Origin of the sequence: Micromonospora sp. WMMA2032 (assembly GCF_002688545.1) — a bacterium.
GTDB lineage: Bacteria > Actinomycetota > Actinomycetes > Mycobacteriales > Micromonosporaceae > Micromonospora > Micromonospora sediminicola.
Genome location: NZ_CP024052.1, coordinates 2,071,512 through 2,083,717, shown reverse-complemented (window position 1 = coordinate 2,083,717; position 12,206 = coordinate 2,071,512). Strand labels below are relative to the sequence as shown.

At 70.9% G+C, this 12,206-nt stretch carries 10 protein-coding genes; 2 read left to right on the top strand and 8 right to left on the bottom strand.

Features of this window, described 5'->3' with window-relative positions:
- The first annotated feature begins 65 nt into the window (after positions 1-65).
- Positions 66-1,010, top strand: a complete 945-nt coding sequence (locus CO540_RS09035) for an NAD-dependent epimerase/dehydratase family protein (RefSeq protein WP_099161677.1) — start codon at positions 66-68, stop codon at positions 1,008-1,010.
- A gap of 221 nt (positions 1,011-1,231) precedes the next feature.
- Complete coding sequence (locus tag CO540_RS09030) at positions 1,232-2,479, top strand: lipopolysaccharide biosynthesis protein (protein WP_157779087.1); 1,248 nt, start codon at positions 1,232-1,234, stop codon at positions 2,477-2,479.
- Between the two features lie 152 nt (positions 2,480-2,631).
- Here CO540_RS09030 and CO540_RS09025 read toward each other — a convergent pair whose 3' ends face one another.
- The 8 genes from CO540_RS09025 to CO540_RS08990 all read right to left on the bottom strand — a co-directional run bounded on the left by CO540_RS09025 (position 2,632) and on the right by CO540_RS08990 (position 12,143).
- On the bottom strand, positions 2,632-3,897 hold the full coding sequence (locus tag CO540_RS09025; RefSeq protein ID WP_099161675.1) for a glycosyltransferase family 4 protein: 1,266 nt from the start codon (positions 3,895-3,897) through the stop codon (positions 2,632-2,634).
- 13 nt (positions 3,898-3,910) lie between these two features.
- Positions 3,911-5,524, bottom strand: coding sequence for a hypothetical protein (locus CO540_RS09020; RefSeq protein ID WP_157779086.1), 1,614 nt, complete (start codon positions 5,522-5,524; stop codon positions 3,911-3,913).
- A 241-nt stretch (positions 5,525-5,765) separates the two neighbouring features.
- On the bottom strand, positions 5,766-7,004 hold the full coding sequence (locus CO540_RS09015) for a glycosyltransferase (RefSeq protein WP_253866564.1): 1,239 nt from the start codon (positions 7,002-7,004) through the stop codon (positions 5,766-5,768).
- Between the two features lie 5 nt (positions 7,005-7,009).
- Complete coding sequence (locus tag CO540_RS09010) at positions 7,010-8,227, bottom strand: glycosyltransferase (RefSeq protein ID WP_099161672.1); 1,218 nt, start codon at positions 8,225-8,227, stop codon at positions 7,010-7,012.
- A complete protein-coding gene (locus tag CO540_RS09005) occupies positions 8,224-9,342 on the bottom strand; it encodes a hypothetical protein (protein WP_099161671.1) in 1,119 nt (372 codons plus the stop codon). Before CO540_RS09005 ends, CO540_RS09010 begins: the two co-directional genes overlap by 4 nt.
- On the bottom strand, positions 9,339-9,965 hold the full coding sequence (locus CO540_RS09000) for a sugar transferase (RefSeq protein WP_099161670.1): 627 nt from the start codon (positions 9,963-9,965) through the stop codon (positions 9,339-9,341). Before CO540_RS09000 ends, CO540_RS09005 begins: the two co-directional genes overlap by 4 nt.
- A gap of 1 nt (position 9,966) precedes the next feature.
- The gene (locus CO540_RS08995) at positions 9,967-11,016 is read right to left on the bottom strand and encodes a GNAT family N-acetyltransferase (protein WP_099161669.1); all 1,050 of its coding nucleotides are present in this window, start codon (positions 11,014-11,016) and stop codon (positions 9,967-9,969) included.
- Complete coding sequence (locus CO540_RS08990; RefSeq protein WP_099161668.1) at positions 11,013-12,143, bottom strand: DegT/DnrJ/EryC1/StrS aminotransferase family protein; 1,131 nt, start codon at positions 12,141-12,143, stop codon at positions 11,013-11,015. The genes CO540_RS08995 and CO540_RS08990 overlap by 4 nt, the downstream gene beginning before the upstream one ends.
- Positions 12,144-12,206 lie beyond the last annotated feature (63 nt).

Below are 12,206 nucleotides of genomic sequence, written 5' to 3'. Positions count from 1 at the left end.
GGCCCAAGCCTGTCGCCCCAGTGCCAGACCCCGCCCGGAAACCGCAAGGAGACGAGGAGTCAGTCATGAAGGTCGTGGTGACCGGGGGAGCCGGCTTCATCGGTTCCAACCTGGTACGGCAGTTGGCCGAGACGCCGGGCGTGAGCGAGATCGCGGTGGTGGACGACCTGTCCACCGGGTCCATGGACAACGTGCCGGATCTGCCGTTGTCGTTGCACATCGGCTCGATCCTCGATCCGGACGTGTTGGACGAGGCTGTACCCGGATCGGCGGCCGTGGTCCATCTGGCGGCGCTCGGGTCGGTGCCGAGGTCGATCGACGACCCGCTGCGCAGCCACCATGCCAACGCCACCGGTACCCTCACCGTGCTGGAGGCGGTCCGGCGGCACCGGGTCCCGCAGATCGTCCTTGCCTCCTCCTCGTCGGTGTACGGCAGCAACCCGGTTCTGCCCCGTGTCGAATCGCTGCGTCCCGTCCCGATGAGCCCCTACGCGGTCTCCAAGCTCGCGACGGAGTCCTACGCCGTCGCGTACGGCGCGTGTTACGGGCTCTCGGTGTTGCCGTTGAGGTTCTTCAACGTCTACGGACCGCGCCAGGCATCCGACCACGCGTACGCCGCGGTCGTGCCACGCTTCGTCTCGGCGGCGCTGCACGGCCGGGAGTTGCAGGTCCACGGCGACGGACTCCAGACCCGTGACTTCACCTTCGTCAACAGTGTCACCTCGATCATCACCGACGCCGTCCTCAACCGGGTCAGCGCTCCCGACGTGGTGAATCTGGCATTCGGCGAGCGCGTCTCCCTGCTTCAGCTCATCGCCGAGCTCGAGACGGTTCTCGGCCGCCGGCTGGAGGTCGAGTTCCAGCCGCCCCGGCCCGGTGACGTCCGCGACTCGCAGGCCGACTGTTCGCGACTCCGGGAGCTCTTCCCCACCGCGCGCAAGTACCCCCTGCGCGCCGGCCTCCAGGCGACCGTGGACTGGATGTCGGCCCGCCTGCTCGCCGCCCGCTGACCATGACAGTCACGCCCCGCTCGCCGGTAGGGTCCCACCGTCGGCCGTCCTCGACGAAGCGACAACAGGCGTCCGGGGCCGATCCTGGTTCGTCGCGCAGCCGTCGGCTCGTCGGAGGGCTCGTCACGACGGTGCTCGCCCGCGGGGCGGCCCTGGTGGCACCACTCCTGCTCATACCGGTGTCCCTGGCCACCCTCGGACCTGACCGGTACGGGTTGTGGATGTCGGTGCTCGCTCTCACCGGCATGGTCACCTTCGCTGATCTCGGGCTCGGTGCGGGCCTGATGACCAAACTGGCACCCTGCTACTCGAACGGCGACGCCGCGCAGGCCCGCAGCTATATCTCCACCGCCTACGCCCTGTTGAGCTCGGTGGCGGTCGGGCTGTGCGGCCTGCTCTGGCTAGGCTCCGGCCTCGTCCCCTGGACTGCGGTCTTCAACGTCACCGGGGCGGTTGGTTCCCGGGAGACCACGGCCGTGGTCATGATCTGTCTGACCGCGTTCCTGCTCAACATCCCGTTGGCCCTGATCGTCCGGGTCCAGTACGCCTACCAGCAGGTCGCCAGCTGCGCCATCTGGCAGGCGGCGGGAACGTTGGCGACGGTCCCGGTCGTGCTGCTCGCCGCCCGTGGCCCGTACGCTCCCCTCGCGGTGGTCACCGCGACGGCCCTGGGCCCGCTCCTGACCAACCTCGCGGTCAGTATCTGGATCTTCCGCCGGCGGATGCCCGAACTTCGCCCGCGACTTGCCGCGATCGATCGTCGACTGAGCACCGTCCTGATCCGGTTGAGCGGTGGGTTCTTCGTGGTGTTCGTGCTGTACGCGGTGTCGTACAACGCGGACAACCTGATCATCGCGCACGCCCTGGGGCCGCAGAGCGTCACCGCGTACGCGTTGCCGGCGAAGATGGTGTCCCTGGTGGGGATGCTGGTATCCATGATCAACGTGCCGCTCTGGCCGGCGAACGGCGACGCGCTCGCCCGGGGTGACCTGACCTGGGTCCACCAGACGGTCCGGCGGATGGTCACCTTGGCGCTGCTCGCCACCGCGGTGCCGACGGCGGTCCTCGCGCTGGTCGGGGACTGGATCTTCTCCGTCTGGCTGCCGATGCCGCTGGGGGGCGGCAGCCGATGGTTGCTGGCGGGGCTCGGACTCTACTTCGTCCTGGTCGGGATGTTCTCGGTGATGGCCATGGTGCAGAACGCCGCCGGTGTGGTGAGGCCTCAGTTGGTCGGGCAGATCCTGTTCCTCGGGACCTCCGTCCCGGCCAAGTGGTTCGCCGCGACCAGATACGGCCTGAACGCGGTGCCGTTCGTCGGCTGCGCCGCGTACGCCCTGACCGTGGGACCCGCCGTGTGGTACGGCTACCGACGGACGATCCGCCGCTACCGAGGTGCGGCGGCCGAAGCCGCAGACTCCGGCGGGGTCGCGGTGACAGCGACCTCGCCGGTTCCCCGGACGACGTCGTGACCGTCCAGTGAGCAACGTCCTCCGGCGCCACGTCCGCCTGTGCATGGAACCGGTCCACGGCACGCCGCCCACCTGACAGCTACGGCCGGGGACGGGGCGCCGGGCGCCGTCCATGCGCCGAATCTGGCGCTGCGAGACCGGCTCGGCAGGCCTCAGTGCGAAGGGGAGAGGGAAGCCGGGTCGTCATGGTGGTCGACGGCCGGCGACGTCGGGAGCGCCCGGTACAGCCGTAGGTGCTCCGCGGCGGCGGCCCGCAACGAGAAGACGCTCGCCCGGAACCTCTCCTCGGCCGCCGCGCGGTCGCCCGTTCCGCCCTCCCGGCTGACCAGGTCGGCGATCGCCGTGGCCCACTCCGACGGTGCGGCGTCGCGGGGCACGGTGACCACTCCGGGCAGCTCACCGGCAATGAAGCAGACGCCCGGCAGGTCGGAGCCGACGACGGGGGTGCCGACCGCCAGCGCCTCCAGCACCACGCTGGGTAGACCCTCCCGATCGGACGGGAGCAGCAGCAGATCCGCCTGGCGCATCAGCGCTCCCACGTCGTCTCGGGGACCGAGCAGATGGAGGCGCTCCGCCACACCGAGGGCACGTGCCTCGTCGAGCACACGCCGATCGTCGTCGTCGTCCCGGGCCCCCACCAGCACCCCCCGGACGGCGACACCGCATGCCAGCGCCTCCGCCACGATCGGTGGGACGAGCCACCGGCGTTTCGCCGGCGAGGGACGGCCGACGTGCAGGCAGACCACGTCACCCGGGGCGGCGTCGATCGCCTGGCGGAGGTCGTAGCCGGACGCTCCGGTGAGCCGATCGAGATTCAAGCCGTTGGGAAGGACCCGGCACCGCCGATCGGCCGGGTAGTCGGCCCGGTAGCCGTGGCGGAGAGCATTCGGCGCCACACCGACGATGTCGGTGGCGCAGAAGTGGATGAGCTTGCGCATCAGCCACCGTTGGACCCGGCGTCGCAGGCTGCTCCCGTGCTCGTCGCCGTCGCTCTGGAAGTGCGCGATCCGCACCGGTACCCGGGCCACCGCGGCGAGCAGGAGCAGCGCCCCGGAGAACGTCGCGACGTTGGAGTGCACGACACGTGGCCGCAACCGAGTGAGGAATCGGACGAAGCGCACCGGAAACCGGATGTCGACGGGCATCGGGTGCACCTCGGCGCCCAGACCCTCGACCGTGGGCGCCAGGGTCCCTCGACGTCCGGTGAGCGTGACGAAATGGATGTCCGCGCCGGCCCGGGTCAACTCTGGCAGCAGTTCGATCGCCCGGAGTTCCGCCCCGCCGACGTCGAGGACGCCGAAGATCTGCACCACCCGGTACCGAGCAGGCGATGGCGTCGTGACGGTCTTTCCGGCCGCGCCGCCCCGCTGGTCGGTCCTGCGCTGCCCGGGCTCGCGCCCCACCCTTGCGTGGTTCATCTGCCACCAATCCTCAGACGTGGATGTTGCGCCGCTCGCGTAGGGCCGTCGGCATCCGCTCTGCCGGGCCGGCCGGCTGTGCCCAGGGCGGCCGGTGCGGATCGGCCCCGAGCAGGCCCGGGGCGTGACGCCTGCCGCCGAGTCGTCGACTGCTGAGGAGGACCAGCAGCACGACCAGCACGGTGAAGCCCATGTTGAAGTCGATCAAATTGCCGAGATCGGCGCTCAGGGCCAGGATCGTCATCGGCCACACCATCGCGGCCCAGAGCTGGGGGGCCAGGGCCTGACCTGTTCGCGCTCCCCGATAGAGGCGTCCGATGAGCCGTATGACCAGGCCGTACACGGCGAACGAGAGCACGCCGCCGAGCAGCCCGAGATTCATCATCCCCTCGCCGGTCATTCCGTAGATCTTGCTGGAGATCCGCTCTCCCCGTCCGTACAGCGGGTTGTAGAGCCACCGAGCGCCAACGTCACGCTTGGTCTCGAAGTCGAGCGGGGCGATGGAGTTCGGTAGCCAGAGCCGGAACGGCGCGGCGTAGGTCTTGCCGTACTCGGGCTCCATCTGACCGGACAGGAGACGATGCAGAATGAGCGCCTGGACATCTGTGCGGCCCAGGTCGCCGGCCAGCATCACGGACAGGTTCCGTCCGGTCTCCGACTCGGCCTGGGTGACCGAACCGGTCTGCCGGATCTCGTTGATGCTGTCGACGCCGCCCTCCTTGAAGAATGCGGCCATGTAGAGGAAGACGAGCACGAGTACCGCGGGCACCAGCAGCGCACGTCGGGTCAGGCGCCGCACGACGAGATGGATCATCACCAGGCCCAGCACGCAGGGCCACAACGTGTTGCTCCGGAGGCCACCGAGGCCGGCCACGAAGAACTGCACGACCACCAGAGCGGCCAGGAGCAGGGTCAACCGCACCGGGCTCCGGGCGAGCGTGTCGCGCCACCGCACCAGCAGCACGGTGAAGATCAGCACCGGAAACGCCTGACTGATCAGGACGACGGGGCCAAGTTCGCTCAGGTCCGGCGGATCCGCCCGGTTCGTCATGGCGGCCACGAACCCCGGGAGGCCACCGAACGAACGGACCTGGTAGCCGAAGAAGAGGGCCAGGCTGACGGCCGCCGCCGCGGCTCCGAGCCCGTAGAACGCCCGGAAATTGAGAGCCCGGGCCGGGCGGTCGCGCCGACGCGGCCACGGCGGTGCGGCTACCACCAGGCGATAGATGCAGAGCCCGACGACATTCAGCACCGACAGTGCGCCGATGGCGTCCGGCCAGTCGGGAGGGTTGTAGTAGCTCGGCGCCCAGATCCGCGTAGCGACCGTGAGCACCGGCGCCACGTAGAAGAAGTGGAAGCCGAACAAGCCCGCGCAGGCCCGCGGTTCGAGGACGTCGACATCGCGACGGAACCAGCGGACGGCCTCGGCCCCGATGATGGTGCCGCTCACCGTCACCGGCGCCATGAGCCAATGGCGCAGGGACGGCACGCAGACGACGAGCGCCACGGTGAGCGCTGACGTGAGCGCACCCGCCCAGAGGAGGTCCCAGGCCCGCTTCCGCCCGTCGCCCGCCCTGCCCGGCACTCCGGGACCCGTGGGGACGACGAGGCCGGCCGGTGTGCTCATCGGCGGGTCCCGGGCTGCCGGCGCTCGGTGTCACCCCGGTCGGGGCGCGCGACAGGATCCGTCGGAGTCGCTCTCGGCATCGTCGTACTCCTCGTTGCCAGGCCGCTGATCCCGGTCTGTCACGACCGGGTCTGCGGCGGTTTTGTGGAAGAACCGGGACAGCGGCGCCTCGTGCGGGCCGGTGAGTTGACGGAGGAGTAACGAGGGCAGGTGCGGAAAGTGGCGGTCGCCCGCCGCGCCCTCACCGGCCGGTGCGGCTCGCCGCGTCGACCGGTCGCTCCGACAGCGGCCCGGTCGCGTTCGGACGCTGCTCACCCATGGCGTCCTTCACCGACTGGTAGAAGGCGGTACGTCGAGGGATGAGCGTCTCCCGTGAGAACTGTCGCGCCCGGGTCAGGTTCCGCGCCGAGGCGGCGCTCATCCGAGCGGGTTCGTCGAGCATTCGCGCGATGGCGGTGGCCATGGCGGAAGGATCGTCCGGGGCCACCGTGTCGTCCGCGGTCAACAGCTCCGGAATCCCCCCGACCCGCGTACCGACGGCCGGCAGCCCGCGTGCCATGGCCTCGATCAGGGCGCGTGGCAGCCCTTCGGTCCGCGACGGCATCACGAACAGGTCCGCGCGGTCGAGTCGCTCCCGCAGCGGCTCGCCCGGGCCGACCCAACCCGCGAAGGTGACCCGGTCGGCGACGCCCCGCTCCCTCGCCAGGCGCTCCAGTCGACTCCGGTACCGGCCCTGTCCGACATGAACGAGCCGAACGTGCACTCCGTCGTCGCCGAGCAGTGCCACCGCCTCGATGAGGGTGTCGACCCCCTTGTACATCTGCTCGAGGGTGCCCACCGTGACCACGGTGGGTGCCACGCCGGCCGCCCTGACCACCTGACGAGGTCGCGTGACGAAGGCATCATCCGGCAGATCGACGCTGGACACCGCGGCGACCGGCACTCCCGGTGCGGTCGGATAGCGGGTCTGAAGGTGTTCCTCCGTCACGTACGACACCGCGGCCGCGGTCCGGCACTCCTGCCGCAGCCTCTCGGTGATCCGCCGGCGCAACAGTGGCCTGAGCGGATGCTGGACCACACCCTCGGCGAAGACGTCCCACGGATCGCCCACCACCTCCAACGCGAACGGCAGGCCGTGCCGGACCCGCGCCGAGCGCAGTGCCGAACCGAGGACGGACGGAACCCGGAGGATCACGGCGTCGTCCGGGCCGGCCGAGGCCTCGACCGCGCGTCGTACGTGCCGACTGCGGCGCAGGTACTGCCACGGACCGACGTAGTGGGGCACGGCGTGGACCTCCACGGCCTCGCCGTCCACGCGCAGCAGGCCGGCCGGCACCTCGTGCTGGTCCTGCACCCGGGCGACGACCCGGACCTGGTCGAACACGCTGAGGTAACGCTGCCAGAACCGGTGGTCGGGTGGCGTGGGCGTCCACACCCCGCCGTCCGGCGTGCGGATGAATCTGCTCTCCGTGGTGACCACGACCCTCACTCGCCGGCCTCCAGGGGTGAGAGCCGCCGCGGATCGGTGGCTCGCCGTCGCCCGACGGTCTCCTCGACGAGATCGACCACCCGGTGTTCCGCCTGCTGGCGGTCGAAGTGTCGTTCGGTGTACCGGCGGGCGTGGTCACCGTGGGCGTCCAGTCGCCCGGTGGCGTACTCGCGGTACGCCGCCTCCAACGCTTCCGCCAGTGCGGTCGCGTCGCCGCGTGGCACCACCCAGCCGGACTGCCCGTCCACGGTCTCCGGCAGCCCGCCGGCGTCGCTCACCACGCTCGGTACCGACATGGCATGGGCCTCCACGGGAGCCCCGTGTCCCTCGGACAGGGACGGGCTGACGCTGAGGTTCGCCGCGCGGTAGGCCGGCCGTACGTCCTCGACCGAATTCAGCCACGTCACGCTCGAGTCGGCGGTGACGTCGTAGCGACGGACCAGCTCGTTCCGGTATGCCACGCCACCCGGGCCGTTGCCGCCGCCCACCAGCAGCAGGTGCGCGTCCGGCCGCCGGGTGCGGAACACCCGCCACGCCTCGAACAGCACGTCGTGGCCCTTGATCCCGCGGCGGGCCCCGTCCAACCGGCGCGGCGGATAGACGAACGCGACCATGATGACCACGAACGCCTGCTGCGGCAGGCCGAGTTCGGCTCGGGCCTTGGCTCGCTCGCTCTCCCGGCGCTCCGGCGGTGTGTAGTGAGACATGTCGATCCCCACCGTCACCGTGGGGCGGCGCTCGACCGGCAGGCCGAGCTCCCCGTAGCGCCGAGAGGTGTAGGCGGTGCCGCAGACGACGAGATGGTCCAGCCGGCAGAGCACCCGCTCCACCGCGCGGATGACGGGCGACTCCAGGAAGAGCGGCCCCACCACGGTGTGCACCCGGCGGAACCGGAGCCCCAGGGAGGCGAGCCGGACGGCGAGCGCGGCGGCGTACAGGTGGTAGTTCACGACGTCGGGCCGGAGTCCACGAAGCAGCCGCCGAAGTCGCCACAGGCGGACCACGGTTGCCGGTGTGGGGCGGAACCGGAAGTCGAACGGGGAGGCCACGGTCCGTACGCCGAGTTCCTCCAGGCGTGCGGTGAGCCGGCCGGGCCCTGCCGGCAGGATGACCACCGGCTCGTGACCACGTGCCTGCAGGGTCCGCGCCTGGGTGGCGATCCAGGCGCCACCCTCGTTGGTCTTCGTGACGACGACGATCCGCAGACCGGTCATGGCTGATCTCCTGAGCCGATGGAAACGGGCCGGCCGGCCGCGGCGGGAATGGCCCCGAACGGCGGCGGGGGCAACGGGGCGGGTCGAAGGGCGGGCCGGGCGGCCGACTGTTCGCGGACGATCTCCGCCGTCCTCCGCATGTCCTCAGCGTCGTAGCGGGCGTCGGTGTGCAGAAACAGCATCCGACGGGAGAAGTCGACCTGGTCGGCGGGCGCCTGCCCCTCGGTCAGCGACCAGAGCACGGCCGGGTAGACCTGTCGTCGGATGAGCCCGGCCCGCAGTTCCTCCCGGCGGCCGGGGGAGTCGAGCTCCAGTACGACGCCGAAGGGATGGGCGCGGGCAGTGAGGCCGGGTAGCCCGGTGAGCCGGTCGGCGAGGCGGTGGGCGTTCTCGATGCGGTGCCGGCGGTGCCGGGCGACGGGCAGCAGAGGCAGCACCTGCGCGCTGTACGAGGACATGGCACTTACCGCGGTTGAGGTCAGTGCCTCCTCGCCCTCGGCGTAGAGCGCCAGGAACTGCTGCTTGTCGACGTCCGTGCCCCCGAGGTAGGCGGACTTCAGGCACATCGCGGCCAGCACGTCGCCGGCCGCGGCCCGATGGACGTTGCCCAGTGTCGGCTCGGCCGGTAGCGGGCGGCCGGCCGGTGACCAGAGCGCCCCTCCGTCCGGCAGCGGCAGGGTCTTCCGCAGAGACGCGACGACGTAGTCCGCTCCGACGTCGGGCAGCCAGGGTGCCAGCGGGTCGTGGGTGGCGTCGACGACCACGGCCGGGTCGCCCTCCGGTACGACGGGTCGTTCGCCGAAGAACGACACGGCGAGGACGGCATCGGTGCGGCCGAGCCCGGACGGAGCGGCCCCACCGCCGGGGCCGCAGGGGTATCGGTGCACGGGCAGGACGGTCGCGACCGCCTCGGCCACCGGTGGGCAGAAGTACGTGGGCAGGTGGGCGGTGCGCCATCCAAGCACGTCCCGACCGAACGTCAGGAGTGCCAGCAGCGCCTGCCGACCCGAGCCGTACCGGTGCCACGGTTCCGCCGGTCCGCTCCGGTCGTCGTCAGCGGCGGGGAGGATCAGCGGGAACGAGGATCCCGTTTCCCAGCGAGCGGGGGCGGTCACCGGATCCGCTCCGGGAGACGGAGCAGGCCGACGTCGTCGACCTCCTCGAGCTTCTGGGTCGGGTTGTCTCCCCGGCGGAAGGGCTCCAGGAGAGTCCGCACGAGGATCGTCAGGTCCAGCCGCAGCGACCAGGTGTCGACGTACCGGACGTCCAGTTCGAGCCGTTGCCCGAGGGTCAACGAGCGGCGACCGCTGACCTGTGCCAGGCCGGTGATCCCGGGCCGGACCTCGTGCCGGCGGGCGTGCCGTGCGCTGTAGCGCGGCAGATACTCCGTCAGGAGCGGTCGCGGGCCGACCAGGCTCATCGTCCCGGACAACACGTGCAGCAGCTCGGGCAACTCGTCGAGGCTGGTCCGCCGGAGGAACCGGCCCAGCGCTGTGACCCGCAGTTCGTCGGTGGCCCAGACGTCCTGTCCGGGGCGGGGTGGCCGCATCGTCCGAAACTTCGTGAGCAGGAACAGACTGCCGTGCAGCCCCGGTCGCCACTGCCGGAACAGCACGGGCCGGCCCGCCGTCAGCAGGATCGCCGCAGCGACGGCGGCCATCACCGGGCTCAGCAGCACCACCAGCAGTCCGGCGACCACGACGTCGAAGGTCCTCTTGGCGCGATCGGTTGCCGCCATCTCAGCTCGCCCTCCAGCGGTAGCCGGGAAAGAAGCCGCTCTGCCGCAGCACGTCCGTCGGTCGGCCGTGGGCGGCGGCGTGCCGGGCCAGCAACTCGTCGTAGCGGGCCTGGAGCAGCACCACCGCGCCGGTCCAGAACGGGACCCGCTCGCCACCGAAGGAGGACTTGAACCGGAACAGCCCGTCGTCGGGTCTCACCCCACCGCCGAGGTGGACCGCCACGCACCCGTGTTCCGCGGCCCACTGGAGGATCGTCCAGAGAAGCAGGTTGTTCGCACCGTCCCGAGCAGCCGCGGGATCCGAGCCGGCGAGGTGGTAGTGCGCACGCTCCCGGTGCCGCATCACCAGCGCGGCGGCCACGACCCGGCCTGATCCGTCCCGTACCTCGGCCAGCAGCAGGGACTTGCCGAGACCGTCGGCGAGAAGCCGGTAGTAGGCCTCGGGGAACAGGTACTCCGGCGTGCTGCCGACCCGGATCATGGTCTGCTCGTACAGGCGGCGAAAGGCCGACCCGGGCGCCAGGTCCTCGCGTCCGGTGGCCCGAACGGTGGCCGTGAGGCCGACACGTTCCGCTTTTCGCACCGCTGTCCGGGAGCGGCCGGCCATGGCCTCCCAGATCGCCGTCGGCCCGCCGTCGACAGCGACCAGGACCGTGTCGGCGCGGCGAGTCAGCACCACGTCGTCGACGGCCCTGGCCGCTTCCACCGCCGCGAGATCCCACGGCGAGAAGCGCAGGAAAAGGCTGACGACGCCACTGGCCCGCCAGTGTGCCGCCGCCGCCGCCCAGAGCCGGGGAAGCTCTGCGGCCGGTACGTGCGGCGCCAGGTGCAGCCCGGAATAGCCGTACGGGCTCACCGCGTCGGACAGGGCAGGGTCGACCTGCCGGAGCACGTGCGGCACCACGAGGTCGCCGTCCGCGATGTGCAGGGACCGCCAGACGCCGCCCTCGGCCGCCGCCGCCGCCTGGCCGTATCCCGAGGTGAAGTAGACGTCCGGAAGCGTGCTGTCGGTGTCGGCTGTGCTGTCCAGCGCCCTCACCTGGATCGTCATCGCCGCTCCAGGAACCGCTCGATGGTCCGGAACACGTGTGCCTCCTGCGCGTCGTCCATGGCCGAGCCGCTCGGCAGCGCGAGGCCGTTCGCGAAGAGTCGATCCGCCACCCCGGTGAGGGCTGCGCGGGTTTCGGCGAAGACCGGTTGCCGGTGCATCGGCTTCCACAGCGGCCGGGTCTCGACGTCGGCGCGGGAAAGCTCCGCCGCGAGGTCGGCGGCCACCCAGCTCGACCGATCGGGATCCACCACGACACAGGTCAGCCAGCAGTTGCTCTCGAGGTCGCCCTCGCCGAGCAGACGCACGCCGGGTACGGCCGCGAAGAGCTTGGCGTAGCGTTCGCGCAACTGCCGGCGGCGTGACGTCATCTCGTCGAGCCGAGCCAGTTGGGCCCGTCCCAGGGCTGCCAGCAGGTTGCTCAGCCGGTAGTTGTAGCCGACCTCGTGGTGCTCGTAGTGCGCGACCGGCTGTCGGGCCTGGGTCGCCAGATGCCGGCACCGGTCCACCAGGTCGCCGTCGTCGGAGAGCAGCATCCCGCCACCGGAGGTGGTGATTATCTTGTTGCCGTTGAAGGAGAAGATGCCGGCGTGACCGAAGGAACCGGCGGGACGTCCCCGGTGTGCCGAGCCCAGTGACTCGGCGGCGTCCTCCACCAGCGGCACACCCGCGGCGTCGCAGACCTGGGTGAGGCGGGTGTAGTCGGCGCAGGCGCCGAAGAGGTCGACCGCCATGACCGCGCCGACGCTCCGGCCCTCGGCCTGCAGGGTGTCGAGCAGGTCGCCGAGCAGCTCCGGATCGAGGTTGCCGGTGCCGGGCTCGCTGTCGACGAAGACGGGCTCAGCTCCGGTGTAGACCACCGCGTTGGCGGTGGCCACGAAGGTCATGGTGGGCACGACGACCACGTGGCCGGTGCCGACGCCCAGCGCCAGCAGTGCGAGATGCAGCGCCGCCGTGCCGGAGCTGACCGCGACCGCGTGGGCGCTTCCGGCGCGCTCCGCCATCTCCCGCTCGAAGGCGGTCACCTCCGGTCCCACCGGCGCGACCCAGCCGGACCTCAGCGCATTGACGAGATAGGACTCCTCGAGCTCTCCAACGTCGGGTGGGGACAGATGGACCCGGCCGCTCATGCAGTCTCCCGTCGCGATGTGGGCATCTTCGAGGGGTTTATAACAAGAAAAAATGCTTTATAT